32 protein-coding genes are annotated in these 26,618 nt (G+C 64.7%); 16 read left to right on the forward strand and 16 right to left on the reverse strand.

Annotation, left to right across the window (positions count from 1 at the left end; translation table 11 throughout):
- Positions 1–116 precede the first annotated feature (116 nt).
- The 6 genes from AC3A4M_RS13675 to AC3A4M_RS13700 all read left to right on the forward strand — a co-directional run bounded on the left by AC3A4M_RS13675 (position 117) and on the right by AC3A4M_RS13700 (position 3,787).
- Positions 117–485, forward strand: coding sequence for a GNAT family N-acetyltransferase (locus AC3A4M_RS13675; RefSeq protein ID WP_498736259.1), 369 nt, complete (start codon positions 117–119; stop codon positions 483–485).
- Entirely contained in the window at positions 482–808 is a 327-nt protein-coding gene (locus AC3A4M_RS13680) for a hypothetical protein (protein WP_498736260.1), read from the forward strand. Before AC3A4M_RS13675 ends, AC3A4M_RS13680 begins: the two co-directional genes overlap by 4 nt.
- Positions 809–1,027: 219 nt before the next feature.
- Positions 1,028–1,426, forward strand: a complete 399-nt coding sequence (locus tag AC3A4M_RS13685) for a hypothetical protein (RefSeq protein WP_498736261.1) — start codon at positions 1,028–1,030, stop codon at positions 1,424–1,426.
- Positions 1,427–1,725: 299 nt separating this feature from the next.
- Positions 1,726–2,340, forward strand: coding sequence for a hypothetical protein (locus tag AC3A4M_RS13690; RefSeq protein ID WP_498736262.1), 615 nt, complete (start codon positions 1,726–1,728; stop codon positions 2,338–2,340).
- Positions 2,341–2,411: 71 nt separating this feature from the next.
- Entirely contained in the window at positions 2,412–2,963 is a 552-nt protein-coding gene (locus AC3A4M_RS13695; protein WP_498736263.1) for an RNA polymerase sigma factor, read from the forward strand.
- Positions 2,960–3,787, forward strand: a complete 828-nt coding sequence (locus tag AC3A4M_RS13700) for a hypothetical protein (protein ID WP_498736264.1) — start codon at positions 2,960–2,962, stop codon at positions 3,785–3,787. The genes AC3A4M_RS13695 and AC3A4M_RS13700 overlap by 4 nt, the downstream gene beginning before the upstream one ends.
- A gap of 42 nt (positions 3,788–3,829) precedes the next feature.
- Here AC3A4M_RS13700 and AC3A4M_RS13705 read toward each other — a convergent pair whose 3' ends face one another.
- On the reverse strand, positions 3,830–4,066 hold the full coding sequence (locus tag AC3A4M_RS13705; protein WP_498730899.1) for a DUF6480 family protein: 237 nt from the start codon (positions 4,064–4,066) through the stop codon (positions 3,830–3,832).
- Positions 4,067–4,250: 184 nt separating this feature from the next.
- Here AC3A4M_RS13705 and AC3A4M_RS13710 point away from each other — a divergent pair, with 184 nt between their 5' ends.
- From AC3A4M_RS13710 to AC3A4M_RS13730, 5 genes are all read left to right on the forward strand, one after another.
- Positions 4,251–4,607 (forward strand): ArsR/SmtB family transcription factor, encoded by a 357-nt coding sequence (locus AC3A4M_RS13710; RefSeq protein ID WP_498736265.1) that lies wholly within the window; start codon positions 4,251–4,253, stop codon positions 4,605–4,607.
- A complete protein-coding gene (locus AC3A4M_RS13715) occupies positions 4,604–5,089 on the forward strand; it encodes an SRPBCC family protein (RefSeq protein ID WP_498730268.1) in 486 nt (161 codons plus the stop codon). Before AC3A4M_RS13710 ends, AC3A4M_RS13715 begins: the two co-directional genes overlap by 4 nt.
- An 87-nt stretch (positions 5,090–5,176) precedes the next feature.
- Positions 5,177–5,707, forward strand: a complete 531-nt coding sequence (locus AC3A4M_RS13720; protein WP_498736266.1) for an SRPBCC family protein — start codon at positions 5,177–5,179, stop codon at positions 5,705–5,707.
- Positions 5,661–6,092 carry a VOC family protein gene (locus AC3A4M_RS13725; RefSeq protein ID WP_498736267.1) on the forward strand — a complete coding sequence of 144 codons (432 nt, stop codon included), beginning with the start codon at positions 5,661–5,663 and terminating at the stop codon, positions 6,090–6,092. The genes AC3A4M_RS13720 and AC3A4M_RS13725 overlap by 47 nt, the downstream gene beginning before the upstream one ends.
- Positions 6,093–6,220: 128 nt before the next feature.
- Positions 6,221–6,721 carry a hypothetical protein gene (locus tag AC3A4M_RS13730; protein ID WP_498736268.1) on the forward strand — a complete coding sequence of 167 codons (501 nt, stop codon included), beginning with the start codon at positions 6,221–6,223 and terminating at the stop codon, positions 6,719–6,721.
- A gap of 9 nt (positions 6,722–6,730) precedes the next feature.
- Here AC3A4M_RS13730 and AC3A4M_RS13735 read toward each other — a convergent pair whose 3' ends face one another.
- The 11 genes from AC3A4M_RS13735 to AC3A4M_RS13785 form a co-directional block, all read right to left on the reverse strand.
- On the reverse strand, positions 6,731–7,981 hold the full coding sequence (locus AC3A4M_RS13735; RefSeq protein WP_498736269.1) for an amidohydrolase: 1,251 nt from the start codon (positions 7,979–7,981) through the stop codon (positions 6,731–6,733).
- Between the two features lie 24 nt (positions 7,982–8,005).
- Positions 8,006–8,740 (reverse strand): hypothetical protein, encoded by a 735-nt coding sequence (locus AC3A4M_RS13740; RefSeq protein WP_498736270.1) that lies wholly within the window; start codon positions 8,738–8,740, stop codon positions 8,006–8,008.
- A 37-nt stretch (positions 8,741–8,777) separates the two neighbouring features.
- Positions 8,778–9,542, reverse strand: coding sequence for a DUF5058 family protein (locus AC3A4M_RS13745; protein ID WP_498736271.1), 765 nt, complete (start codon positions 9,540–9,542; stop codon positions 8,778–8,780).
- Between the two features lie 176 nt (positions 9,543–9,718).
- Positions 9,719–10,672, reverse strand: coding sequence for an Lrp/AsnC family transcriptional regulator (locus tag AC3A4M_RS13750; RefSeq protein WP_498736272.1), 954 nt, complete (start codon positions 10,670–10,672; stop codon positions 9,719–9,721).
- A 141-nt stretch (positions 10,673–10,813) separates the two neighbouring features.
- On the reverse strand, positions 10,814–11,770 hold the full coding sequence (locus AC3A4M_RS13755; protein ID WP_498736273.1) for a PDR/VanB family oxidoreductase: 957 nt from the start codon (positions 11,768–11,770) through the stop codon (positions 10,814–10,816).
- 18 nt (positions 11,771–11,788) lie between these two features.
- Positions 11,789–12,586 (reverse strand): amino acid ABC transporter ATP-binding protein, encoded by a 798-nt coding sequence (locus tag AC3A4M_RS13760; RefSeq protein WP_498736274.1) that lies wholly within the window; start codon positions 12,584–12,586, stop codon positions 11,789–11,791.
- Positions 12,583–13,521, reverse strand: a complete 939-nt coding sequence (locus tag AC3A4M_RS13765) for an amino acid ABC transporter permease (protein ID WP_498736275.1) — start codon at positions 13,519–13,521, stop codon at positions 12,583–12,585. Before AC3A4M_RS13765 ends, AC3A4M_RS13760 begins: the two co-directional genes overlap by 4 nt.
- A gap of 18 nt (positions 13,522–13,539) precedes the next feature.
- Positions 13,540–14,481 (reverse strand): ABC transporter substrate-binding protein, encoded by a 942-nt coding sequence (locus AC3A4M_RS13770; protein ID WP_498736276.1) that lies wholly within the window; start codon positions 14,479–14,481, stop codon positions 13,540–13,542.
- A gap of 66 nt (positions 14,482–14,547) precedes the next feature.
- Entirely contained in the window at positions 14,548–15,615 is a 1,068-nt protein-coding gene (locus AC3A4M_RS13775) for a succinylglutamate desuccinylase/aspartoacylase family protein (RefSeq protein ID WP_498736277.1), read from the reverse strand.
- On the reverse strand, positions 15,612–16,055 hold the full coding sequence (locus AC3A4M_RS13780; RefSeq protein ID WP_498736278.1) for a hypothetical protein: 444 nt from the start codon (positions 16,053–16,055) through the stop codon (positions 15,612–15,614). Before AC3A4M_RS13780 ends, AC3A4M_RS13775 begins: the two co-directional genes overlap by 4 nt.
- Before the next feature lie 14 nt (positions 16,056–16,069).
- Positions 16,070–17,131, reverse strand: coding sequence for an aromatic ring-hydroxylating dioxygenase subunit alpha (locus tag AC3A4M_RS13785; protein ID WP_498736279.1), 1,062 nt, complete (start codon positions 17,129–17,131; stop codon positions 16,070–16,072).
- A 186-nt stretch (positions 17,132–17,317) separates the two neighbouring features.
- Between AC3A4M_RS13785 and AC3A4M_RS13790 the strand changes: the two genes are divergently transcribed.
- Both AC3A4M_RS13790 and AC3A4M_RS13795 read left to right on the forward strand, forming a co-directional pair.
- Positions 17,318–17,974 carry a GntR family transcriptional regulator gene (locus AC3A4M_RS13790; protein ID WP_498736280.1) on the forward strand — a complete coding sequence of 219 codons (657 nt, stop codon included), beginning with the start codon at positions 17,318–17,320 and terminating at the stop codon, positions 17,972–17,974.
- 209 nt (positions 17,975–18,183) lie between these two features.
- A complete protein-coding gene (locus AC3A4M_RS13795; RefSeq protein ID WP_498736281.1) occupies positions 18,184–19,863 on the forward strand; it encodes a thiamine pyrophosphate-dependent enzyme in 1,680 nt (559 codons plus the stop codon).
- A 90-nt stretch (positions 19,864–19,953) separates the two neighbouring features.
- On the opposite strand, the gene AC3A4M_RS13800 is transcribed toward AC3A4M_RS13795, so the two are convergent.
- From AC3A4M_RS13800 to AC3A4M_RS13815, 4 genes are all read right to left on the reverse strand, one after another.
- Positions 19,954–20,784, reverse strand: a complete 831-nt coding sequence (locus AC3A4M_RS13800) for an anti-sigma factor (protein WP_498736282.1) — start codon at positions 20,782–20,784, stop codon at positions 19,954–19,956.
- On the reverse strand, positions 20,784–21,365 hold the full coding sequence (gene sigK / locus AC3A4M_RS13805) for an ECF RNA polymerase sigma factor SigK (protein WP_074702956.1): 582 nt from the start codon (positions 21,363–21,365) through the stop codon (positions 20,784–20,786). Before sigK ends, AC3A4M_RS13800 begins: the two co-directional genes overlap by 1 nt.
- A 146-nt stretch (positions 21,366–21,511) precedes the next feature.
- A complete protein-coding gene (locus AC3A4M_RS13810; protein ID WP_498736283.1) occupies positions 21,512–22,198 on the reverse strand; it encodes a fasciclin domain-containing protein in 687 nt (228 codons plus the stop codon).
- Positions 22,199–22,328: 130 nt separating this feature from the next.
- Entirely contained in the window at positions 22,329–23,954 is a 1,626-nt protein-coding gene (locus AC3A4M_RS13815; RefSeq protein WP_498736284.1) for a molybdopterin-dependent oxidoreductase, read from the reverse strand.
- A 153-nt stretch (positions 23,955–24,107) separates the two neighbouring features.
- On the opposite strand from AC3A4M_RS13815, the gene AC3A4M_RS13820 reads away from it, so the two are divergent.
- The 3 genes from AC3A4M_RS13820 to AC3A4M_RS13830 all read left to right on the forward strand — a co-directional run bounded on the left by AC3A4M_RS13820 (position 24,108) and on the right by AC3A4M_RS13830 (position 26,610).
- Positions 24,108–24,566: a DUF4383 domain-containing protein gene (locus AC3A4M_RS13820; RefSeq protein ID WP_498736285.1), complete on the forward strand. Its 459-nt coding sequence runs from the start codon at positions 24,108–24,110 to the stop codon at positions 24,564–24,566.
- 125 nt (positions 24,567–24,691) lie between these two features.
- Positions 24,692–26,038 (forward strand): serine/threonine-protein kinase, encoded by a 1,347-nt coding sequence (locus tag AC3A4M_RS13825; protein ID WP_498736286.1) that lies wholly within the window; start codon positions 24,692–24,694, stop codon positions 26,036–26,038.
- A complete protein-coding gene (locus AC3A4M_RS13830) occupies positions 26,035–26,610 on the forward strand; it encodes a hypothetical protein (protein ID WP_498736287.1) in 576 nt (191 codons plus the stop codon). The genes AC3A4M_RS13825 and AC3A4M_RS13830 overlap by 4 nt, the downstream gene beginning before the upstream one ends.
- Positions 26,611–26,618 lie beyond the last annotated feature (8 nt).

The following is a 26,618-nucleotide window of genomic DNA, read 5'->3' on the forward strand; positions in this document are numbered from 1 at the left end:
CAGTCTATGGGCATCAGCCTTGAGGCTGCCACATCCGGACCGGGCGAAGCCGGTGCAGCACTACAGCGGTACAGCTCGCCCCACCGTTGTCCGGAGTGAAAAGTGAGGAGAGAAGCATGCACGTGATTCACAATAACTTTGGAGCGTCCCAGTTCGATGCCTACATCGATGGAGCGGTAGCGGGATCGTTGCACTATCAGATGCAAGGTGATCAGCTGTGGCTCCTCCATACCGCCGTGGACGATACCCACCGTGGCCAGGGCCTGGGAACCGGCCTGATCCGAAAGGCCCTGGCCGATGCGCACCGCCGCCGGCTTGAGGTCCTGCCGTTCTGCCATGAAGTCCGCAAGCAAATTTTCGCCCATCCCGTTTACTTCAACCTCGTACCCGAGGCTGACCGCGAGAGCTTCCGCAAGCCAGTGGAAGAACAGCTGCCGGCTTGGCCTTCGGCCCAGCGCGAAATGGCAGAGGCAGGTGCCCGGTGAGCGGCAGATTGAAGGCCCTCGTCCAGATGGATCTGGAATGCTCGCATGCGCGCATCGAAATCAGAGGCTCGGTGGACGCCCGAAACGTCCAGGCACTTTACGTCGTGGCCAAACGAACCAACGCCATCATGCCCGGTCTGGACATTGTCCTCGACCTGAAGCGGGCAACCGTCCTGCCGGAAGTCATGGACCGGCTCTTGCAGTATGCCGAGGCGCGCCAATTGCCTACCAGAATTGACCCCGGCCAGTCGGAATGCCGGCTGAGTGTCAGCGCTCCGGGAGCTCCGGAACAAACGCCGTCGAGCCTGGCACTGGCTGCCTGATCCGCATCTCGGCGTCCGCCACCCGGCCGCCACACGCTGTCTGCCAAAGTCTTACCCGCGGGCAAGACCCAATTTTGGAATCTCGCAACCCCCAATTTTGGGCTGTCCCCGCCCCATAGGGCAGCTTATTGTTTGCCTTACCCTCGGCGGAGGTTCAGCCAAAGAAGGCTGGAGTCCAACTCGCAGTACTACCGGTATTCGCGAAAGAACGAAGTCATCATGAAAAAACCACGCACTTGGCAACTGCTTGTCCTAGTCGCCGGAACCCTTCTCGGCTTGCTCGCCGGTCTAGGTCTCTCGGCCCCGGCAACCGCTGCAGCACCGAGTTCGGTCTCTGCCGCTTCAAACGCCAGGTACGCGGCGGATCTGGACCTCAGGTACAACGGAAAGTTCGTAGTCAAGGGCGAGGGTTACAAGGCCAAGAAGGTCTATGTGAAGGTCGTCAGGGTCAATCAGAACGGGAAGTACCACGTCGTCGCGCATAAGCACTTGCCCACCCACAACGGCAACTTCGAGTGGTCCGGCAAGAAGCTGCCGTGCGGCAAGACATATCAGGCGCACTCCTACAGTTACAAGGACGACTGGGACTCGAGCAGGACGTTGCAGGTCAGGTGCTAGCCAGGCGCGTCTAGTGGTCGCTACTGCAGCGGAAGGCCGGCAGTCCTGAACGCCGGCCTTCCGAGATAACTAAAAGCTAATTGAGGTCTCATCAAGGGGACGTCCGGACGCGGGCGTCCCCTTGGCTTGTCAGCGGGCCTGGTCAGCCGCTCTTTGCCGCGCATTCTTAGACCGGCCGAAAGAATTTCAGGGCACGCGTAACCTTTCGGCTCCCGCATTCGATTAGTTGGGTGTACGGGCACCGCCGCAGCACTTCTTTCCGCAGCGCCGGCGCCTTCTAGACGAGTATGAGGAGATTCATGACCAACCGCTTCCGCACCCTGAGCCTTCCCGCCAAGGGCGCCGCACTGGCCGCCATCATCGCCGTCGGCGGTGCGGGTGCAGCCGTCGCAGCTCCGGCCCTGACCGATGCTGCCGACACAACTGCAGTCACCACTCCGGCAGTGCCCGCCACTCCCGCAGTTCCGACGGACGACGTCGAAGGTGCGGTTCCGGCTGTTCCGGCAACTCCCGCTGTGCCCGCCACCGGTGACGTCGAGGCAGAGGCCGAAGCCAATGTTGAAGCAGACGCTGACGCCGCTGTTGACGCCGACGCCGGCATCAACGATGAAGGCCGGGCGGACGCAAATGTCGACGCCGATGTGGAGGCCGACGCAAAGGCGAACGTGAACGCGGAAGCCGACAACGGCGCCGTCGTTAGCCCCGCAACTCCCGCGGTTCCCGACGTCGATGGCATAGATGTTCCCGCCGTGCCCGCTGTTCCGGCCACGCCGGAGGTCCCGGCCACCAACGGCCAGGCGCAGGCTCACATCGACGCCCGCGGCGAGGCTTCCGCCGATGCGTCCGAAAAGGGCGTTGATGCAGGTGCTGAAGCCGGCATCGCTGTCTCCGGCCAGGCTGACACCGGAAAGTAGATTCCGGGCGTCAGGGGTGCGGCGGCTACACTGGTGGCGCCGCACCCCTGCCCAGGATCGAAGGACATCCCTTGCCCCAAGCGCTCCCAGATGACGTTCTGTCAGCTGCGCAGTCCGGCGACGCGGAAGCCTTCAGCCAGATCTATTACACGCTGGCACCCGGCGTATCCGGCTATCTGAAAGCCCGGGGCATGGAGGATGCGGAAGGATCGGCGCAGGAGGTCTTCCTCACCGTTTTCTCCCGCATCGGCACGGTGCGCGGCGGCTACCAGGGCCTGCGCACCTTTGCCTTTTCAGTTGCCCACGCGCGTTACGTCGATGAAGTCCGTAAACGTGCCCGCCAGCCCTATGTTTCCGAATACGACCCGGAAACCGACGCCCGCACCTCGGACTCGGCCGAAACCGTGGCACTGCAAGCTCTGGGCGGCAGCACCGTCGAGGACAAGCTGCGGGAATTGCCCCCGGACCAGCGCGAAGTCCTGCTCCTGCGGATCGTGGCCGACCTCTCCCTCGAGCAGGTCGCCGAAATCATGGGCAAATCCACAGGCTCCATCAAGCAGCTGCAACGCCGCGGCCTGCTGAAACTCAAGACACTGGTTGAAAGGAAGGAGGCACTGGTATGAAGACCGATGCGTCCACCGACGAAGAATTCCTCCGGCAGCTGCTCGACGAATCGGATGTGCCCTCCTCGGACACGCTGCACGACTCGCTGCTGGAACTGCGCGCCGCCGGCTCGGCCCAGGCCGCCACTCCTTCCGCCGAGCTGGCCGCCTTTCTGTCGCCGAAGGTCACTCCCCTACGTCCGCGGCGCCGGGCAGTCCGGGGTGCCAAGGGTGCCAAGGGTGCCATGATCGGCGTCGCCGTTGCCGCCGCCACCGGGCTCGGCGTTACCGGTGTCGCGGCCGCAAGCCCAGAGTTCCGCAGCGCCGCGGACCAGACGGTGCAGCAGGTCGCCTCCTTCTTCAACAACGACGACGGCGGCTCGCCCGTGCAGCAAACCACCTCCGTTATCCCCGGTCAGGACGATGGCGAGAGCACGAACGAGGACACCGGCAAAGAACGGCGGATACCCGCCGAGGACCGCGACACGGGCTCCGCCGACTCCAACTCCGGTGAGTCACCCGAGTCCGGCAAATCCGGAGCTGGTGCTCCCGGCACCTCCCGGCCCGATCCGGTCCCTTCAGGAAAGCAGGACGGCGCCACTCGCAGCGAAGGGGTTCCGTTGCTTGATGGCAGGCCGAAACAGGACGGCGCCCAGCCGGATCTGCCGGTGCCCGAGCTGCCCGGCAACAAGGTCCTGCCCAAGAACCTCGACGACCAGCCCGGCGAAGACAAACTGCCCCTGCCGGCGGAGCCGAAGCCACCGGCCGCCCCGGAGAAAACCGATCCCGCCGCGATCCCCGACGTTCCGGTTCTCCCCGAATCGGCCGTGGACGGCAGCGAGTAGATCAACGACCGGGGTCCGCGGTCGTGTTTCAAGGTTCACCTGTTAAGAGAAGGCCAGCACGCCCGCATAGACCAAAAACAGCAGGGCCATCATGAGGGCCGATAGGCCAATAATGCCGAGCCAAAGCCACGGCACCCATCTCTTCGGCCCGCCTTCTGCGTGTCCTTGGGTCAGGTTTGTCTGCGCCTCTGCCGGCGGTGTCTCCCCGGGCGGGACGCCGCCTCCGGGCTCAAGCCCCGTGATGTGATCTTCGGCCGGATCCGGATTGGAACTGGACATCGCCATGCCTCCTTGCAAGAACAAATCGTGCACCTGCTCCTTGCAACAGTAGACAGGTAATAAGCAGGCTGTCTATCACCCTGCCTCAGGTAAATTACACGCCCCGAACCTCTTGACCGCTCCCGACTGCGGGCGTAATTTATTAACAACCAATAGGTTGATAAACAAAGAAGTTGACTAAGCCATGGACCGTAGCGACGACAGCCTCCTCGACAAGGCCTTTCTGGCCCTCGCCGATCCGGCCCGCCGCAGCATTATCGCCCGGCTCAGCCGCGGTCCGGCTACCGTCAACGAACTCGCGGAGCCCTTCGAAATCACCAAGCAAGCGGTTTCGAAGCACATCCAGGTCCTCGAGCAGGCGCAACTGGTCACGCGAACCCGCGACGCCCAGCGCCGGCCCGTCCACCTGAATCCCGCACGGCTGGAAGCGCTCACCGCGTGGATCGACCAGTACCGGTTGGTCCGCGAAGGGCAGTTCCGCAGCCTCGACGCCGTGCTCCAATCCCAGGCAAAAACCAACATGACCAAGGAACCATCATGAGCAACGCACTGAAACTTTCCGTCCCCGAAGGCGTGCCGTTCATCGATTACGAGCGCGAATTCGACTTCCCCGTAGCGGACGTCTTCCGCGCCCACAAGGACCCGGAGCTGATCAAGCAGTGGCTCGGCCCGCGCGGCCTGAAAATGGACATCGACCACTACGATTTCCGCACCGGCGGCAGCTACAGCTACCTGCACACCGGCCCGGACGGCGTCGCCTACTCCTTCTCCGGCGTGTTCCACACAGTCCGCGAGAACGAGTTCGCCGTCCAGACCTTCGAGTTCGGCGGCTACCCGGACGTCGTCAGCATCGAGTTCATGACCTTCGAGGACCTCGGCGGCGGCCGCTGCAAGCTCATCGGCCACTCCGTCTACCCCAGTCAGGAGGCCCGCGATGGCATGGCTCAATCCGGCATGGAAGGCGGCATGACCGAGGGCTACGAGCGGCTGGACGAGCTACTCACCGGCGCGCGGACCGCATAGCTCCACCGCTGATTCCACCTACACAAACACAGTACGACGGCGGTGCCCGCCTTGAGCGGGCACCTCACCAGATGCTGGGAGTACATAATGGCTAACGTACTGAAGCTCAACACTCCGGAAGGCCTGCCTTACAGCGAGTACGAGCGCGAGTTCGATTACCCGGCAGCCGAGGTCTTCCGTGCCCATGCCGACCCGGAGCTGTACCAGCGGTGGATCGGCCCGCGCGGCCTCACAACCCGGATCGAGGAGCACGACTACCGAAGCGGCGGATCTTTCCGCTTCGTCCAGCACCGCGGCGACGGCATCGAACACGCCTTCCGCGGCATCTTCCACAGTGTCCGCGACAACGAGTTCATCCTGAATACTTTCGAGTACGAAGGTTATCCCGACGTCGTGACCTTGGAATACACAACGTTCGAGGATCTGCCCGGCGGACGGTCCCGGTTGACCGGGCGTTCCGTCTTCCCCGATCTTGCTTCGCGCGACCGCTATCTGACCGATGGCATGGCAAGGGGCATCTCCGAAGGTTACGATCGGCTCGAGGAAGTACTCGCCAACAAGGAGATACGCCATGGATTGGACGCTGGAAGTAGTGCTGTTGCCGGTCGCGGACATTGACCGCGCCATTGAGTTCTACCGTGACAAGGTCGGCTTTGACCTGGACCACCACACCGTCAATGAGCACATGAATGTGGCCCAACTGACGCCGCGGGGGTCGGGCTGCTCGATCGTCGTCGGCAACCTGCCCGCCCAAAGCGAAATGGAACCCGGTTCCCTGCGCGGCCTCCAGCTGGTGGTTTCCGATGCCAAAGCCGCCCGCGAGGAGCTCCTCTCCCGCGGTGTGGAGGCCAGCGAAATCACCGTTTTCGACAAACGCGACGGCGGGACCCTCTTCGGGTTCAGCGACCCGGACGGCAACACGTGGGCTGTGCAGGAGCTGAAAGTCCGGGCCGAAAAGCCGCTGATCCCACGCGACGTCCGCACCGGTTTCGGTGAGAAGTAGCCCGTTTCCGGATCTTTCCTGCTGAGAAGGCAATCCGTTGTGCCGGTAGCTCCGAACTACCTCCACGCGAAACACGAGCAACGGCACGGAGGGCATAGATGGCCAGGGCTTCCATGAGACCTTCCGAAATGCGGAACGACCAGGTGCGGCTGGTGCCGGTCCTGGTGGCGGCGGGGCTGACGATGGTGCTGGCGCTGGTCGCCCATCTCGCTTCTGGCGGGACTATGCCGGCCCTTCCGGTCCTCATCGCCATCACCGCCCTGACCACCCTCGCCGCCACGGTGCTGTCCAACGTCAACGCCCCGGCCTGGACGCTTATCCTTGCCGCCGGCGTCGCACAGCAGGTGCTGCATCTGGCCTTCGAGGCCTTTGCCGCACGGCCGGCAGCGGCAGGCGAGTCCGCAGGCTCTTCGGCAGGCGTGTCCCACTCCCACCACGTGGAAGTGGATGCTGCTCAGCTGGCGGCCATGGCCAGCGTCGCTACTGAGCAGGCCGGGCCGCACGGCGAATACGTCATGCTGATGCTCCACTTCCATCTGGCTGCCGCCGTGCTGACCGCGCTGCTGATGGCTTGGAGCCGCCGGAGGGGCGGGCTCCGCAGAAGCCTGCCCCTCGTCGTCGTTATTTAGAATCCGGTATTAGTAGCGGCCCAGCCGCGACTGCAAAGCTGCCACAGCGGCCTTGACGCCCGTGGAGAGTGTGGGCTCCATGACCGGGGCAAAGAACGGCGAATGGTTCATTGGAACGTGCCCCTCGCCGTTGACTACTTCCTCGGAGTGGCCGCCGAAGAACCAGTACACAGCCGGCACATCGATGGCTGCGGCGAGATGGCCGAAGTCCTCGCTGCCCATCAGCGCTGGCACTACGGAGACCGCCTCCTGTCCGATCGCGCCCCGCAGTACCTCCGCCAAGCCTTCGGCCTCGGCGGGCTCGTTGTAGCAGGCCGGGAAGGTGTACAGCTCCTCGATCTCCGGCTCGGGCGCTCCGGAGGCGGCGGCCTCGGCCGAGACGATGCGCCGTACCGCGGCGAGCACCCGGGCACGGACACCGTCATCGAAAGTGCGGATGTTCAGGGTGAACTCCGCGGCCGCGGGGATGATGTTCTCTTTCAGACCGCCGTGGAAAGTGCCGACGGTGACCACGGCAGCCTGCCGGGGATCCAGCTCGCGCGAGACGATCGTCTGTAGCCGGACCACCATATGGGCACCCAGGACAACCGGATCGATGGAATCCTGCGGCTGCGAGCCGTGTGACTGGCGGCCGTGCACGGTGACCTTGAGCGAGTCTGCCATGGCCATGGCGCTGCCGACCGAAAGCGAGACCGTCCCGGCAAGCCCGGGCATGACGTGCTGGCCATAGACGATTTCCGGTTTCGGGGCGCGCTCCCACAGCCCGTCGGCCACCATGGCGGCCGCGCCGGCGGCGGTCTCCTCACCAGGCTGGAAGATCAGGACCAAGGTTCCGGCCCAGGCTCCTCGCGACTCCGCGAACATGCGGGCCACAGTCAGCAGCACCGCGGTGTGGGTGTCGTGGCCACAGCCGTGCATCACCGGGACCTCGGCGCCGTCCGGCAGGATACCGGTGTCCGTGCTGGCGTAATCCAGACCCGTATCTTCCTTGATCGGCAGGCCGTCGGTATCGGCGCGGAAGCCGACCACGGGGCCTTCGCCGTTGCGCAGTACGCCCACCACACCGGTACCGCCGCAGCGGAAGTTCTCGATTCCCAGCCCGTCCAGCTGCTGCTCGATGAATTCCGCCGTCCGGTGCTCCTGCATGGACAGTTCCGGGTGGGCGTGGAGGTGTCGATAGAGTTCGTGCAGCTCCGCCTGCTGCGATTGCGTGAGGGCAAGCCCGGCGGTCTGTTCCACGGCGTCGAGGGTGTTGGTCATCATTACTCCTGTAGCTCTAAAAGGTTAATTCTCGACGGCGGCAACGGGCTTACGGTCCCGTGCCAGCCAGGAAACGATAATGGTTCCGATCACGGCAATACCTGTTGTCAGGAAGGCGATGGCCGGGACCAGCGGCAACAGGACAAACTGGACCAACAGCGCGACGGCCACGGCGATGATGGTGATCCGCAGCTGCTTGATGGTGAGGATCGCCTGCACCACGACCGCACCCAACACCGACGGAAGGATGTAGAGCCGGGCAACGTCGATGACCTCGACCGGGATGATGCTGATCAGCCAGGTGCCAAGGATGCCCACGAACAGGGCCAGCGAGACCAGGTGGATTGCCGCGGCACCACAGATAGCGGCGACGGCGGCGAAATCACCCCGGCGGGTGCCGGGCTTGGCACCGATCCGGGTCTGCGCGATCAGGGCCGAGGGAAGCAGCTTGCTGGAGATATTGCCGATCATGAAGGCCTGGTACATGGCGGCAGGCCCCAGGATCGGGAAATAGGTGACCGGCTCGACGATCCAGATGACGGCGAACACGGCGGCCACGGCCGCAAAGGCGGTCCACAGCTGCGCCGCACTGATGTCCAGGCCGCCGAAGAAGACCAGGTACAGCGGTCCCGCCACCGAGAGGATGAGGCCCGCGATCATGGTCAGACGTCCCCAACGGGACGTAGTGCGGTCGAATTCGGCAAGCTCCGACTCGGCCTCGGACGCTGTGATGGGGGTAGAGATGCTGGATGCAGTCATTATGCGTTCCTTAAGAGCGTTCCGGTAGGGCGGCGGATCAAGCGACGGGGGTTCCGGCGGTATGCGCCATGTAGGCCACCACCAGACCGGCGACGATGGCGAAACCCAGGCCCCATTCGCGCAGCCAAGCGCGCTTGCGGCTACGGCCGATTGCCGCGCACAGGCCCATCACGGCGGCGGACGTGAGCAGTGCGTAGACGTGGATCATGGACTTGGGTACCTCGGCGATACCCAAGGCGATGAACGCACCGAGCAGGGCTGCGCCGGGGACAATCGACATGGCTACCGGGTTGACCTTGGCCAGCTTGGTGCCGCCGCGTTTCATCAACGGAGTCAGGATCAGCGTCGCGAGCATCCACATGGCGCCGCCCATGCTCATGGCGAAGAAGGCGATGGCGAAGACGTTCTGCGTGTAAGTGGGTCCGCCGAGTTCGGCCCCGGCGCTACCGGCTGCGATGCTTGCCGCGCCGGTCTCGTAGGCAGCCGAGCCGATCAGGCCGATCCGGACCAGCACAGCAGGTGTACCAAAGACCGCCAGCAGCGCAATGGCCACCATGACGACGGCGAGGGACGGGCCGATGGCGGCAATCGCGCCGGACCGAAAGGCGGTCTTCAGCTCCGGGCCGGTGATCTCCGCCGCCGGGGCGGCTTTGCGGGCGGCCTTCATGTAGATGACGGACTGGATAAGGATCACGGCGAAGACGCCGGCTGCGCAGATCCACAGCACTGGCATGTTGGCTATGGCCAGAATGTCAGTGGATTCGCCGGCGGCGGAGACAATGCTGGAGGTTGTGGGTGACATGGTTCCTCAAGATGTGATGTGTGTCTCAAACGGTTTCCTGTTGGAACAACAATGCGTCTTTCGGCCTACCCAGGGCAATAGATGACGGAATCTGCCAAAACTCTGCCCTAATCCGTCATGAGGCACTATCACCGAAGGCAGCGGCGGCTGATAGCGTCACCGGGATCGCAGTTTGGCTATTTCCCTGGTGTGAGGCGGCCGCCGCGCTTGCGCGCATGCAGCAGCAGCGACGTGCTTATCTGGGCAACGTCGGAGGTCCAGGCACCGCTGCTGGTGAAGTCGTACAGCGCCTGGTTGTTTGCCACGGTGACGTCCGCAAGGATCTGGTAGTCCCCGGTAATCGCAGCCACATACCGTGTCTCCGGCAGCGCGGCCAAGCGCTGCCCGAGGGTTTCGAGCTGGGCGGGGCTGGTTTTGATCCATAACAATGCCTCGACCGGCAGTCCCAGCGTTGCCGGTTCGACCAGGGCGCGCAGGTGCACGGTGTTGGTTTCCAGCAGCCATTCGGTGCGCCGCCGCGCCGTTGCCTCGGAGACTCCCACCCGCCGGGCAATCGCTTCGAAGGACGCCCGGCCGTCCTCGCACAGCACCGTGGCAATCTGCTCGTCGGCCTTGGTCATCTCCGGGTATTCGCCGAACACTGCCGGGTCCTTGAGCGGGACGGGCAGCAATGCGGCACGCTGCTCAACCGTGAGCGGCCCGGGCTGCCAGGCCCGCAGAGTCTTGAAGTAGCGCAGTATCGGATAGGTGTTGACATGCTGGAGTCCGGCGATTCCGGGCAGCTCATCGGCCAGCGCCGAATGCAGCCGGTCTCGGTCGGTCAGGATCTCGGCCAGGCAGTCCGCAGTACCCGTGACCATATAGACAAAGGAAGTATCCGCTCGTTGAGCCATCGCCTGGACTGCGACCCGCGCAGTCCCCGGGGCGCAGCGCATTTCAACCAGTACCGGTGTCGGCCGCAAGCGGATCCCGAGCACGCCGACGATCCCGGACTCGAGCAGTTCGCTCCCCCGGCGGGCGACGGTCCGCTCGGGTTCTCTGAGGACCGAGGAGATTTTCCGCCAGGACGCACGCGGGTCGATTTGAAGTGCCGTGACGATCTGCTGCTCCAGCACTGTCAGCTCGTGCACGCGCCTACTCCCTTCCGGCAGGGCCGCAATGTGCCCTGCCCCCGCCACAATCGGCATGCAGCGGGATCGGGCCGGGCAGAACCAGGGACAGGCCAGCAGGGCGTCGAAGCATTCGTCCAGCTTACAAGCAGCGGGGAAGCCTCACAGGTCCAGCAGCAGGCGCTTGCCCTTGCACCGGGAGACGCAGATCATCATAGTGTCTCCGGCCTCGCGCTCATCGTCGGAGAGCAGCGAGTCACGGTGGTCGATCTCGCCGCCAAGCACGCCGGTCTCGCAGGTACCGCAGATCCCTTCCCGGCAGGAGTTCGGCTGGTTGATCCCGGCGTTCGCCAGCGCCTGCAAGATGGTCTCATCCTGTCCTACCAGAACCTCGGTGCCGTCGGATAGTTCCACCACAAAGGACGATTCGTCTGCGGGTTGCCCCGATGCCTGGTCGCTGGCGGTGAACCGCTCGCAGTGGAAGCGTGCGGGATCCTCCCACCCGTCGGCGATGGACTGGAGCACGTTCAGCAGCGGCCCCGGTCCGCAGGCATACACGTGGGTGCCCGCATCGAGTACGCCAAGCAGTCCGGCGAGCGGGTAGAGTCCGCTCTCGTCGTCGGCGTGGATTTCGACGTTCCCGCCGAGCGCCTGTATTTCCTTCAAAAACGCCATCGATTCCCGGCTGCGGCCAAGGTACACCAGCCGCCACGGCACTCCACGCTCAGCGGCATCGCGGACCATCGGCAGCACCGGCGTGATGCCGATGCCACCAGCGATGAATACGTAGCCGGCCGCAGGCTCCAGTGCGAAGTTGTTGCGCGGCCCGCGGAGCTGGATCTTGGTGCCGGGCTTCAGCTCGTCGTGGACATAAGCTGAGCCACCGCGTCCTTCGGCTTCGCGCAGCACACCCAGCCGCCACGCGGCCCGGTCCGCAGTCTCGGAGCAGAGCGAATACTGCCGCAGGATCCCGTTCGGCAGCAGGACGTCCACATGGGAGCCGGGTTTCCACTCCGGCAGCTCGTCCCCCAGCGGGTGTTCCAGCCGCAGCGAGACCACGCTGCTGGACTCGCGTTGGATCGAGCGGACCTCGACGTCGAAAAATTCTTCAGTCATCATTCATTCACCGTTGTTAGTTCAGGCCGCGGCCGGTTCGGAGAGCACCGAGGCGAGGAAGGCCTTAGTGCGTTCGTTCTGCGGATTGGTGACGACGTCCCGGGCCCGCCCCTGCTCCACCACGTAGCCGTCGGCCATGAAGACCACCCGGTCGGCGACGTCGCGGGCAAAGTTCATCTCGTGCGTGACCACTACCATGGTCATGCCGGAGTTGGCCAGGTCCTTCATCACTTTCAGGACTTCGCCAACCAGTTCCGGGTCCAGGGCAGAGGTCGGCTCGTCAAAGAGCATCAGCTGCGGCTCCATGCACAGCGCGCGGGCGATCGCCACGCGCTGCTGCTGGCCACCGGAGAGCTGGCGCGGATAGGCGTGGGCCTTCTCGGCCAGGCCGACCTTCTCCAGCAGGGTCATGGCCCGCGCCACGGCTTTGGCTTTCTTCTCCTTCCGGACCAGCCGCGGCGCCTCGATCAGGTTCTCCAGTGCAGTCATGTGCGGAAACAGGTTGAACTGCTGGAAGACCATGCCCACCTCGGAGCGGCTGCGGCAGACATCGTTATGGCTCTGCTCGTAGAGCTTGCTGCCCTTGAGGTCGTAGCCGACGATCTTTCCGTTCACCCACATCCGGCCGCCGTCGACGGTTTCGAGGTGGTTGATGCAGCGCAGGAACGTGCTCTTCCCGGATCCGGACGGGCCGATCAGGCAGACCACCTCGCCCGGCTGGACGTGCAGGTCGATGCCCTTCAGCACCTGGTTGGAGCCGAAGTTCTTGCAGATCGCGTCGGCTTTGACCATCGGTTCAACGTTGTGCGTAGCCGTCATTTTTTGCCGCCTTTCAGGGAGAGTGCGTCATGGGTGGCGAAAAACCTCTTCAGCTGCTGCAGGGGCGTCGGCGGCAGGTTCCGCTGATTGCCGCGGGCAAACCGCCGCTCAAGGTAGTACTGGCCAACCGTCAGGATCGAGGTGATCAGCAGGTACCAGAGGCTGGCGACGATCAGCAGCGGCACGGTCTCGAAGGTCCGTGCGTAGATGATTTGCGCCGAATACAGCAGTTCCGGCACCGAAATGACGCTGACCAGCGCGGTGGTCTTGAGCATGCCGATGGTTTCGTTGCCCGTCGGCGGGATGATTACCCGCATCGCCTGCGGCAGCACCACCCGGCGCATGGTCTGCAGCCGGGTGATGCCCAAGGCCTCGGCCGCCTCGGTCTGCCCATGGTCCACGGAGAGGATGCCGGCCCGCACGATCTCGGACATGTACGCACCCTGGTTCAGGCCGAGCCCAAGGATTGCCGCTGTCATGGGTGTGATCAGCTGGTTCGCGTCCAACTGCACGCCGGGGATACCGAGCGTAATAACCGGATACAGCGCCGCCAGGTTGAACCAGAACAGCAACTGCACCAGCACCGGCGTGCCGCGGAAGAAGTTCACGTAGGCGAACGCGGCACTGCGGACAATCGGATTTGCCGAGAGCCGCATGACTGCGAAGACCACGCCGAGCACTATGCCGATGGCCATGCTGATCGCCGTCAAACCAAGGGTGACGAGGATGCCGCGGCCAATGGACACATCACGCAGATAGAGTCCGACGACGTCCCAGCCGAAGTTGGGGTTGGTGACCACGGAGCGCAGCAGCAGCCCCGCGATCACAATGATGACGGCGGCGGACAGCCACCGGCCGGGGTGTTTGGCCTTCACAACGGTGTAGCCGTCGCTGGTGGCGGCTGCTTGCTCGGTTCGGGTAGTCACGGCAGTCATGCGGCTGATTCCTCTCCGTTACTTCTCATCCAGGGCGTCGGAGGTCAGCAGGACAGAGTCCGGCATGCCCCACTTCTCGCCGATTTCCTGGTAGTAGTCGCTGTCGAGGATGCCACGGGCGGCCTCGGTCACCGCTTCCTGCAGCCCGGCGTCCTGACTGAGGGCGATGCCGGTGGGGGTCGGGTCATAGTCCTCGCCGGCGGCCAGCTCGAACTGTCCGCCGGCTTCCTTGCCCTGGTAGGCCAGCGAAACGCTGTCCGCGACAACGGCGTCCACCCGGCCGGAGGTGAGCGCAAGGTTGGCATCTGTCTGGCCCGGGAAGTTCTGGATGTTGATCGGTTCCTTGCCGGCCTCCACGCATTCTTTGGAGAACTTGGGTAGGTAGTCCATGGACTGGATGGAGCCCTTCTGTCCGGCGATCTTCTTGCCGCACATGCTCAGGGGATCCATGGAGATGTTCTGGGGGTTTCCGGGAACGACGGCGACGCCGGAGCCGCCGTCGAGGTACTTCACGAAGTCGACGATCTTCTCGCGTTCCGGGGTGACAGAGAAGGCCGACATGGCCATGTCGTATTTTCCGGAAGCCAGGCCCGGCAGGATGGTATCGAATGTTGCCGGCACATGTTCGACCTGCAGTCCCAGGGCAGCCCCAACCGCATCCGAGAAGTCCACGTCGTAGCCGATCATCGTCTTGTTGTCGGTGTCGTAGTACTCGAACGGTGCGTAGGTCGGGTCCGAGGCCACACGGAGCGTCCCGGCGGCACGGATCTCCTCAGGCAGCAGATCCCTGGCAGCCTCGTTGACGGTAACGGCTTCGGTGCCGTCACCAGCCGGAGCAGCGGAACCTGCAGGCTCCGGTGTGGCCTGCGAAGCATTGGTGCAGGCGCTCAGGGACAAGGCAAGCAGGACGGAGCCGGCCAGGATGGTTGAATGGGTGGCACGTTGACGGGAATGACGCATGATTTTCCTTTCATGGTCCGGACCGCGTTGTCCGGTTACGGATATCCGGCATTGATCAGGAGACGATCAGTGCCTCGGTGCTTCAAGTTCAGGTGCTATATGCAGCAGGTAGTTGCCCAGCGCGACTAGTGCCGGCCGGCGCAGGATGGCGACGATGCCGTCCACCCGGGCCGCGTATTCCTGGGGGCCGCGCTCCAGGTCATCGATGGCATGGACCCGGGCAACGGGATCGCCCGCCCGGACCCGCTGGCCCAGACCCACGAGGGGTTCGAAGATCCCCGCAGCGGTAGCCATGACCGGGGACTCGGGCACCAGTTCCAGCCAGATCGGCTCAGCCCCGGTCGCCTCCGGCTGCAGTTCGGTACCGTGCTGCGCTGCGAGGATTCCCACGTGGGCCAGCAGCGAGCGCACGCCGCGCCGCGCGTCAGCCAGAATGCCCGGATCCACTGTGCCTCCGCCGCCGAGTTCCGTGGACAGTGCCAGCACGCCGGCGTCGTCGCCCGCGGTACTGAGCGAACCGGGTTCAAGGCGGGGCTGCACCACCATCACATAGGGCAGTCCCATGGCCCGCGACGCGGAGACCTTCCGCTCCCACGTCTGTCGATCCGGCCCGCGGTAGATGAACATGCTGGGAAGGTAGGTGGAGTTGGAACCGCCGGAGTGCAGATCAACAACGACGTCGGCCTGCGGCAGCAGCGTGCCCGCGATGAGGTCGGCAACCTGGTCCGTGGGTCCGCCGCGCGCCTGTCCCGGGTAGCTGCGATTGAGGTTGCCGCCGTCGATCGGCGAAACCCTGGTACCGCCCAGTACTGCCGGTGCGTTCGCAGCGGGCACGATGACCACTGTGCCGTTCAGGTGCTCCGGTTTCAGCGAGCGGATCAGTTCTTGCAGCACCACCTGGCCTTCGTATTCGTCCCCGTGGGTGCCGGCCACCAGCAAGGCCGTCGGTCCCGTCCCGGAGGAGATGACTGCCATCGGCACCGGGATCAGTCCGTTGTCGTAGACATTGTCCGAATGGGACAGGCCGGCAAAGCCAAGCTGCTTGCCTGGCCGGCCCGGCTCGATCCCGTGCAGGGCCGGACCTGACGTACCCGACGTCCGCTGTTGGGTGTCGACAGAGCTACCGGCGGTCATGGGACCCACCGCAGAGCCTTGGCCTGCCTCGGGGCGAGGGTGATGACCTGGACGGCCGCATCGCCTTCGGCAAGCGACAGCCTAAGGGTTTCGGCTTCCTCGCCTTCAACGATGAAAACGTCACCCGCCCGGAGCCAGCGTTCCCAGGGCCCGTCCTCGGCCGCGACGAGAGCTTCGCCGGCCAACCCCGTCACCACCAGCTGCTCGCCGGCGCCGCGCTGCAGCACTCCCGTGTAGCCATCGGTGAAGCGGCGGCTTCCAGCGGAGATGTAGCTGGCGTCGGCGTCAAGCACCACTGCCGGCTCCGGTCCTGATTCATCCAACTCCACGGTCCAGCGCCACGGGTCTCCCCGCTCGGCTGAGTCGGGACAGGCTGCAAGAATCCTGGCGCCGGATGCGGCTGCCGTCTCCCCGCCCAGCGCGTTGGCTCTGATCAGCATCCACATGCGGGCACCTACGCCGTCCTGGGAGCAACCGGCTCCCGACGGACAGCTGAACCCACAGCGGACTTTGCCTGCTGTTCTTTCTTCAGCAGGGCGCTGAGGATGCGCCGGGCCTTGGCTACGCCGCCATCCTGGGCGATCAGCACATCGAACTCTCCTTCGGGCCGGGTCTGCATCCCGATCTCCTGGGCCTCCAGCGCCGACGCATCCTCATCCAGCACGGTGGCTAAGCCAACGCGCAGGTCCTCGGTGGCCTGTTCATTGTCGACGGCGAAGTTGCGGCTGAAAGCGTAGTAGTACCAGGAATTGTGCTCGTCAATCGGGGTGATGCCGTTGAGGACCTTGATCAGGAAACCCTCCTCGCGCGGCTTGCCCTCGCCGGTGATTCCGGAATGGAGGACATGCAGGTTCGGCACGAAGAACTCCGTGCAGTGGAAGCGGTCGAACAAGCCGCGGGCATCCATCGTCTCGGCGTACAGCGGCGGAGCTTCCACCGAGGGCATCAAGCGGTCAACACTGACCACGTTGCCCTCGACCTCCACCGTGATGCCGTGCTCGTAGATGTAGTCGTCGCCCACTGTGGTCTTGTGGAGGAAGGACTCGTGGGTCAGGTCCAGCAGGTTGTCATGGATCAGGTCCGCTCGGCACTTGAAGTGGTACGAATGCGTGACCGTGGCCCACCCCGGGTCCACCATCCAGTGCGTGTCCGGAACGTCGGCCGGGTTCGCCAGTTCGGGATCGCCGGTCCAGACCCAGATCCAGCCGTCCTGCTCCACCACCGGATACTTGCGCACCTTTGCGCGTTCCGGGATCGAGGACTGCGCCGGCACCTTCGTGCACATGCCATCGGGACCATAGGTGAAGCCGTGGTAGCCGCATTCCACCGAATCGCCGATGGTGCGGCCTTCCGACAGCGGGAAGGCCCGGTGGGCACAGCGATCCGCCAGCGCGATGGCCTGGTTGTCTTGGGTGCGGAACAGGACGATGGGCTGTTCGCAGATGACCCGGCGAACCGGCTTGCGCGTCACTTCGGTGGACCACGCCGCTACGTACCAGGTGTTCAACACATACATTTTCTAGATCTCCTCGTTCAGGGTGTATACACTGTATTCAGAGGATCGATGTGAGGTCAACCACTTTTCGAAATGAGTTTCGCGAATGTTTGTCGCGCCTTCGGATCCACCTCGGCTCGGGCAGCGGGGCTGATGCTGGAGGGAACAACTTCATGCCAAGATGGATCAGACCCAAGGAGGACCGCCATGGCCGGAATGCCGAATGATGTGAGGCCACTGGCCGTGCGCGTCTACGAACAAATCAGCGCCGACATCATCAGCGGGACCATCAAACCGGGTTCGGCATTGGCTCAGGAGACGGTCGCGGCACAATACGGCGTCTCACGCACGCCGGTCCGCGATGCCCTGACGCAGTTGACGCTCGAAGGACTGACAACGCTCGTCCCGGGCAAGGGCTACATCGTCAACCAGTTGGACGAGCGCGAGATCGAGAATGTTTACGAGGTCCGTTATGCGCTCGAATCCCTCGCGCTCCGGCGGGCGGCCGGCGCCTATACGCCGCAGCAGCTTGTGCGACTCAAGGGCCTCATCGATGAAACGGAAATCGTCGATCCGGAGGACAGCGCAGAACTCTTCCGACTTGGGCGGGCGTTCCATTTAGCCTTGGTCGAGCCCTCCGGCAACGACTATCTACGCGGCGTCATCACATCGATCTGGAACCATCCCATCCAGCACCGCATCACCCTCACCTACCGGCAAGGGCCGGAACACCAGACCAAGGTCATCCACGACCACCGCCGCATCCTGCAGGCACTCAAGGACCAGGACATTCCCCGCGCCGTCGAGGTCCTGGCACACTGCCATGACGTCAAAGACCCCAACCGCTTCGAGCCGATCGGCTAGAGCGAGCGTTCCAGCCCACCGGAGCGCGGAAATCAGCGAAAACAACCCAAAGTGCCGCGATTCACATTCATTACCCCACTGTGTCCTGCCCGCTGACGTCCTACCCGCTAAGTGATGTAACTTTTGCTCAATCGCAATGTGCAAAATCCATGCGACCGCACATTGACGAATCGACCAAACTGTTCATTCAAAGATGAAAGAGGACACCCATGACGCAGTTGACCGTGGAACCAGCCGACGCCAAGGAGCAGCAGCCGCTGCTGAAGTCAGCCGGGCACGTCATTGTGGACACGCTGGTGGCACACGGGGTGAAGCGCACCTATGTGGTTCCCGGCGAGAGCTTCCTGGATGTCCTCGACGGCCTGCATGAGTCCGATATCGAAACCGTGGTCTGCCGCCACGAAGGCGGCGCCGCCTACATGGCCGAGGCCGACGGCAAGATGAACCAGGTCCCCGGCATCGCCATGGTCACCCGTGGCCCGGGAGCGGCCAACGCGCACGTCGGCCTGCACACCGCGTGGCAGGACTCCACCCCGATGGTCCTCTTTGTCGGGTTGATTCCCTTCGAGCACCGGGACCGCGAGGCCTTCCAGGAGTTTGACATCAAGTCCTGGTTCGACACCGGCGCCAAGCGTGTCATGGTGCTGGACCACGCCGAGCGCGCGTCCGAAATCGTCGCCGAAGCCATGTTCGCCGCGATGAACGGACGCCCGGGCCCCGTCGTCGTTGGTCTGCCGGAAGACATCATCCGCGAGCAGATCGAGCCGACGCTGCACCCGGAAATCCCCGTGGCCCAGGGCGGCATGACCGTCACGGACTGGAAGGCGCTGAAGTCCGCGCTCAAGGACGCCGAGAAGCCGTTGTTTGTTGTCGGCGGCAATGACTGGACCCAGGAGGGCGCGACGGCGCTGTCCAACTGGCTGGAAGACCACCATATTGCCGCTGCCGCCGAGTGGCGCTGCGAAGGCATTGTCCCCTTCGATTCGCCGTCCTACGTTGGCCCGATCGGCTATGGCCGGCCCAAGCCGACGTACGACCTGCTGGAGGAAACGGACCTGCTGATCTTCGTCGGCACCGTGCCCGGCGACGTCATCACCGACGGTTTCCTGGTCCGGCAGGACTGGTCGAAGAAGAACTTTCTCGTCACCATCGACCCGTCGCTGCGCGGCCGTTCCGGCGCGGTTTCGCACCAGATCGTGGCGAAGCCGGATGTCTTTGTCCGCGACCTGGTCATGATGGACCTGCCGGTCAAGCCGGAATGGAAGACCTGGACCGAGCGCATGCGCGCCGAGCAGGAGAAGTTCGCCGCCCTGCCGCCGGCCGAGCCCACGGCCGGCCAGGCCCGCATGGACACCCTGATGGCCAACATGGTCCGCGACCTGCCCGAAGACGCCATGGTCACGCTCGGCGCCGGCGAGCACACCAACTGGGCGCACCGCTACTTCCCCACCCAGCAGTACGCCTCAATGCTCAGTGCCCGCAATGGTTCCATGGGCTACTCGATCCCGTCCGCCATCGCTGCGTCGCTGGCGCACCCCGGACGCCGTGTGGTGACCATCGCCGGCGACGGCGAGTTCCTGATGAACGGCCAGGAGCTGGCCACGGCCGCGCAGTACGGCGCCACTCCGCTGGTCATCGTGATGGACAACCAGGAGTACGGCACCATTCGCACGCACCAGGAGCGGCACTACCCCCAGCGGATCTCCGGCACGCAGCTGAAGAACCCGGAGTTCGCGCTGATGGCCCAGGCCTTCGGCGGTTTCGGCATCAAGGTAGAGAACGACGCCGATGTGCCCGCCGCCCTCGAAGCGGCCCTGAAGGCCATCGACGAGCAGAAGACCTTCGCCCTCATCCACCTCGTGGTCGAGCAGCGGGTCCGCGCGTACTAAGCCCCGGGTCAGCCGGCTTACGACGGCGGGCGGTCACCTTTGAGGTGACCGCCCGCTTCGATTAATGGCTGGTAGCCAGGCTGGATCCGCCTACAGTTCCTGCAGCATGATCGGATCTGTGGTGGGTTGGGGCGATCCGCCGGCAGGTTCCACCGTGATGCCCAGATGGGTGGCATCGGAGACGCCTTCCAGCAGCCTCATGCTGGTCTGCCCCGCGGCGTCCGCCTGGATCAGGCCGGCGGGCTGGGCGCCCTCGTCCGAGATCAGCCAGAGCTCGTAAGTCCGGTCCTGCTCCAGCTGAGGGAGGTCGTGCGTGATGACTGCGCCCTTGTCGGCCTGCGCGGACAAAGCGATGGTAACCGCGGCGCCGTCCGGCATCCGGCCCGGAATCATCTTGGCGTCCGGCGCTGTCAGGACCGACATCACCTGGCTCTGCTGCTCGGCCAGCGCCTGGAGGCGCTGCTCGGTCCGTTCCTGGTCATTGGAGACGCCCACGGCCCAGCCGCCCAGTGCTGCGGTGGTGACCAGCAGAACCCCGGCCGCGGCACTGAGCCAGCGCACCGCCGTCGTACTCCTGGCCCTGGCACCGTCCGAACCGCGGCCATTGCTGCTGACCCTGGCTCTGCGGCCGGTCCGGCTCTCGCCGCTCTCGAACCGTTTCGTGTCGAGGTCCGCGACCACTGCGTCAACGGGCAGTTGGCGGGTGTTGCGGATGGAGGCCATGACCTTGGATTTGAGCTCCGGCGGCGGGGCGACGGCGGGCGTGCCGTAGGCCAGCATGGCGGCGGTTTCGCTCAATCCGCGGACTTCCTCGCGGGTATCCACGGCACCCAGGGCATGCCGTTCAAAAGCGTCGCGTTCGTCATCGTCCAAGGCGTTGAGGGCGTACGCGCCGGTCAACAGATGCAACTGCTCGTCCATCACGCCACTCCCAACTTGTCCCTTAGGCGGATCATGCCATCGCGGATCCGCGTCTTTACCGTTCCCACCGGAATGTGCAGCATTGTGGCAACCTCCCGGTGGGTATGGCCGCCGTAGTAGGCCAGTGTGATCGCCTCGCGCTGGCTGTCCGTCAGGCTGGCGAGCGCCTTGTTCACGCGTTCGGATTCCAGCCGCAGTTCAACTGTATCCGCGACGTCGTCGTAACTGGCTTGGTATTCCTTGGCCCCCTGGCGCAGGTCCCGGTCCATGCTGGCCTGGCTGGCCCGCACCCGGTCCACGGCCCGCCGGTGGGCGATCACCAGGATCCAGGAGAGGGCCTTGCCGCGGTCCGCGTCGAACCGGGCCGCGTTCTGCCAGATTTCGACGAAGATTTCCTGCGTGACTTCCTCGCTTTGGGCCGGATCCCTGACGACCCTGCGTACCAGCCCGAAGATGGTGGGCGACACGGAATCGTAGAGCGATTCGAACGCGGATTCGTCCCCCAGCGCGACGCGCCGGATGAGCTCCTCCTGTGTCGGCGGGGCGTCCGGCCCCACGGGCCGCAGCCATGGCAATCGCATGGATTCAAGGTTCTCACGCCCGTCGGACACTCCGCACCTCCCTCATTCCTGTGTCGGCCCTGCATTTTTTACGATGAACGACGGCGGCAGGCGGGCTGCCGCCGTCGTTCTCCCCCGTTCCGCTCCCCCTAGCGGAGTTTTTCCGGCTACTTGGCCGGCGGCATCAGGACCGAATCGATCATGTAGACGGTGGCGTTGGCGGTCTGGACGCCGCCGCAGACCACGTTGGCGTCGTTGACCATCAGCTCGTCGCCGCTGCCGCTGACCTCGAGGGACTCGCCCTGCACAGTGGTGTGCTCGCCGACGATCTCGTCCGGGCTCAGCTGTCCCTCCACCACGTGGTAGGTCAGGATGGTGCTCAGCGTGGCGTCATCGGTCTTGAGGGTTTCCAGAGTCTCGGCGGGGATGGCGCCGAAGGCCTCATCCACCGGCGCGAAGACAGTGAATTCGCCGCTGTTCAGCGTGTCCACCAGATCGACCTTGGGGTTCAGCTCGCCGGAGACGGCTGCGGTCAGCTGGGTCAGCATCGGGTTGTTGGAGGCGGCGACGGCGACCGGGTCCTGCGCCATGCCGGCCACGGAGCCCGCGCCGTCCGGCACTGCGGCTGCGTAGTCGGCGCAGGCCGGGCCGACGAGGTTGGCGGCCGGATCCATGGCTTCGCCCGACTCCGGGGCCATGGACTCCGTTGTGGTCGAATCGGATCCGGTGGTGGAATCGGGAGCCGCGCCGGCATTGTCCGACTCTTCGGATCCGCCGCCGCAGGCGGACAGGCCGAGGGTCGCCACTGCGATCATTCCGAGTGCTGCAAAGTTCCTGCTGCTGTTCTTCAACATGGCTTTTCTCCTTGAGGGTGGCGCGGCTGCTGCCGCCTCCTGTTCCGGAAGCAACGCTTCCGGGCTGTCATGATGTATTCGGAACCGGTGCCGGGATGGATTGGATGAAATCGGAAAAACTTGGGACCGGTCAGGGTTCCACGGTGACGCTGATGGAATGCCAGCCCGAGGCGCCGTTCGGAATCGGGTCCGCCCGCTCATCGGTCTGCAGTCCGTCCATTGAGTCGTAGGACCGGACGCGCAGATAATGCTGCCCGGGCTCGGCCTGCCAGCCGAAGGACCATTGGCGCCAGGTATCCACCGTGGCTTCGGCGGCCAGCTCGGCTTCCTGCCAGGGCCCGTCGTCCACCTGAACTTCCACCCGTTCAATACCGCGCTGCTGGGCCCACGCGGTGCCGCCGACCGCGACGTTTCCCGCCGGCACACGCGCGAACGGCCGCGGGGCTTCGATCCGCGACGCCGTCTTGATGGGTGCGCGCTCTGACCAGCCGCGGTCCGTCCAATAGGCGGTCTTATCCTGGAACCTTGTAACCTCCAGATCCACCACCCACTTGGTGGCCGAAACGAAGCCGTAGAGCCCGGGCACCACCATCCGCACGGGGAAACCGTGGTCCAGCGGCAGCGGCTCGCCGTTCATGCCGACCGCGAGCAGCGCATCACGGCCATCCCGCAGCACCTCCAGCGGAGTCGAGGCGCTGAACCCATCGACACTGGTGGAGAGCACCATGTCCGCGCCGGGCAGCGGGCGCGCGCGTTCCAATACCTTCGCCAACGGATAGCCGAGCCACTTGGCGTTGCCGGCCAGATCCCCGCCGACAGGGTTGGAGACGCAAGTCAGCGTCACATAGGACTCCAGCAGCTCGGAATCCAGCAGCTCCTGGAATGACATGGTGAACTCCTCCTCCACCATGCCGTGCACGCGAAGCTGCCAGGTCTGTGGATCAACCCGGGGCACGGCCAGCGCCGTATCGATCCGGTAGAAGTCCGCGTTGGGCGTGACGAAAGGGACCACCCCGTCAACCGGTGGATGGACACCCGCCGGCAGTGGTTCTGCCTTCCGGAACGGCGAAGGCAGCCGGAGCGCCTTACGGAAATCCTCCACGCTGTTGCGCAGGCCGGCGAGCGCGGTGCCGCCGGCACCCATGACGGCGGCTGTGACGGCGAGGAGACCTGCTGCGGCAAAGAAGGAACGTCTAGTGGGCGGGCCGGCGGCAGCGGGGCCGCCCTGCGCCGACCCTTCGTCCGGAACAACCTGACTGGCTGTAACGTCCGGACCAGATTCGGCAGTTGCCGCCCCCGTTTCTCTTGCCTCAGGTATGCGGCGCTCCAGCAGCCGCAGCGAAACGAGCCCGGCCAGGGTTCCTGCCGCCGTCGGGATTAGATCCAGGACACCGGCACCCGCCCGGGTGATCACCGCGGCACCCACCACTGCGCCCAGCAGTATCACTGCCGCGGCACCCCACGTCCAGCGGCGCCGGGCGAGCAGTCCGACCAGGCAGGCCAGTACCGCCATGACCACACCCATCGCGATGAACAAGACGGCCTTGTCCGCCGTGCCGAAGGTTTCGACGGCGAAATTCTTCAGCCAGGCCGGAGTGAAATCGATGAACGCCGCGCCGAGAGCGACCAGAGGCGAAGCGGCCGGACGGAACCAGACTCCGGCAAGCTGGGCGACTCCCAGCAGCACTCCGGCCGAAACCAGTCCGGCGAGCGCTGCGGCCAGGACGGACAAGGGGATTCTCTTGAGCTTCTTCACACCCGGTATTCGTAGCCGCGGCGTAAAAGTATTGGCCGGATCTTCAAGGAACGTCCAAACCACCTAAGCGTCCGCTCCGAATACCGGACAGGCGAGTCCACAGAACAACTACGTGGCCGCCGGGAAGCAAGTCCATCAGAGAGGAAGAGCATCATGACTACGTCAGATCAAACCAGCATCCGTGGTGGCAGGCGGACCAGCGTTCAGACAGTAACTTTGGCCGTCGGCGCGGTCTTCCTGCTGGTCGGGATCCTGGGCTTCGTTCCGGGCATTACCAGCGGGGTCGATCAGCTCACTTTCGCCGGACACCAGTCCGGTGCCATGCTGCTGGGATTGTTCCAGGTCTCCATCCTGCATAACATTGTGCACCTGCTCTTCGGCGTCGTCGGTCTGGCGCTGTCGCGCAGCTGGACCGGATCCCGGAGCTACCTCATCTGGGGCGGAGCCATCTACCTGGTGCTGTGGATCTACGGGCTGGTCATCGGGCACGAGTCCCCGGCCAACTTCGTTCCGCTCAACATGGCCGATAACTGGCTGCACTTTGTCCTCGGTATCGCCATGCTCGGCCTCGGTCTTCTCCTGGGACGTGGTCACACGGCAACCAAGGCCTGAAAAGGGACAAAGGAGCGTCACAGCTTCTTCATAGGTTGACCGCCTAAGGTCCTACTCATAGCCCCGCATGGGGAAATACGCGAGCAAGGCCAGAGGGCATTTCTGGCTGCAGGGAGCGGACGGCTATGACAGCTAAAGACGGCGTCTTTGCCACCAGAACCCCGCCGGACACGACGGGGAATCTGATGACGGACCACCTGGTTCCGGGTATCTCGGACAGTCTCCTGGGCGGCCGTTACCGGGTGGGTCCGGTCATCGGGCTGGGCGGCATGGGTACGGTTTACCGTGCCGGGGACGAAGTCCTTGGCCGGGAGGTGGCGCTCAAGGTTTACCGTCCGGACCCCGTTGACCCAGAGCGGCTCCGTTGGCACCAGGAGGAAATCGCGACGCTGGCACGGCTGAACCACCCGGGTCTGGTCACCCTCTACGATGCCGGCAGCTCCCCTTTAGACGGCGGGACCGTGTCCTGGCTCGTTATGGAACTCATCCCGGGGGTCGACCTCGGACGCTACCTCGATGCCGGCAAGCTGGATCGGCTGGAAACGGTCCGGCTCGGCGCCGAATTGGCTTCCGCCCTCCACTACATCCACCGGCGCAACATCGTCCACCGGGATGTGAAGCCGGGCAATATCGTAATGGCCCGCTACTTTGACGATGAAGCTCCCCACCCCAAGCTCGCCGATTTCGGCATTGCCAGAATGATCAACGGAACGCCGCTAGCCTCCTCCGGGACCACTTTGGGCACCGCCGGCTATCTCAGTCCCGAACAGGTGACCGGCGCAGCGGTTGGAGCTCCGTCGGACGTCTACTCTCTTGGCCTGGTGCTGCTGCAGTGCCTCACGGGCGAATTGGAGTACCCCGGCCCGCCCCTGGCATCGGCACGAGCCAGGCTGGCGCGGCAACCGAGAATACCGGGGAACCTCGGCCCGGATCTGACCGGACTTCTTGAAGCCATGACAGCCAAGGATCCCCGGCATCGGCCTGTTGCGGTCGAGGCCGCCCAGGCCCTCCGCATGATTTCCGGCAGCGCGGCACCTGCCGCCGCTGCCAGAGCGGGTTCAGGTGCCCTTGCCGCTGCCATGCCTTCGGCCCCTGCCCGGCTCGGCCCCGAATCGCCGACAGCACACATTGCCCTGCCCGTCCTGAAGACGAGCCAAATGACCAACGCCACCCAAGGCTTGCCCTGGCGGAACCTGCCGGAGAGGCCTCCCCGGCAACCGGCTCCGGTCCATGGGCTAGATCGACGAGCGCAGTCTGGGTCCGCGGTCGCCCGGACCCGCGGCAGACGAAAGCCACCCAAATTGCAACTCGGTCTCGCGGCGGCGGCCCTGCTCCTCATGGTTGCGGCGCTGATCTTCGGTGCCATGATCGCCACGTCCGGGAGGTCCGAACCCGTGCAAACGCCCGCTCCGGCAGTGCCTGCGGAGCTGGACCAGCACCTGCAGCAGCTCGAAGAAAGCCTCACACCATGAACCGGCCGACAGCCCTCGCCCGAAGGCTCTTGGCCGGCGTAGTCACCGCAGCGGTGCTGGCAGGTTGCGCCCAGCAGGAGGATGTAGCCGCAAAGGTTCTCGACACACTGCAGGAACGGGCCGGCACCATCAGGCAGCTGGCATCAGAACAGAACCTTTCCACCGCCTTGGACGAAGTTGACCTGCTGGAGAACGACTTGGACCAGGCGGCCGCGAGTGGGCATATCGCCGCGGAAATGCAGCAGGAAGCTGCGAAGGCGTTGGTCGAAGTCCGCAACGATCTGAAGCTGCTGGCCGCGGAAACCGCCCAGCCGGACGTGGCCCAAACGCCGGAACTTCCGGCCCCTGAGGAAACCTTCTCCGATCAGGGGGAAGATTGGCGGAACTCCGAGGGCAATGAGGACCGGGCACAGCGGGACAACGACGACGGCCGGGACGGCTGGGATGACGAAGACCAGGATCGCTGGGAGGACCAACAGGACGAGTCCTGGGATCAATGGGAGGACCAACGAGACGAGTCCTGGGACCAGTGGGATGATGAACAAGACGACTCAGATGACGGACACCACTGAGGCAGGCG

It is taken from the genome of Arthrobacter sp. Soil_C_60 (assembly GCF_057656375.1).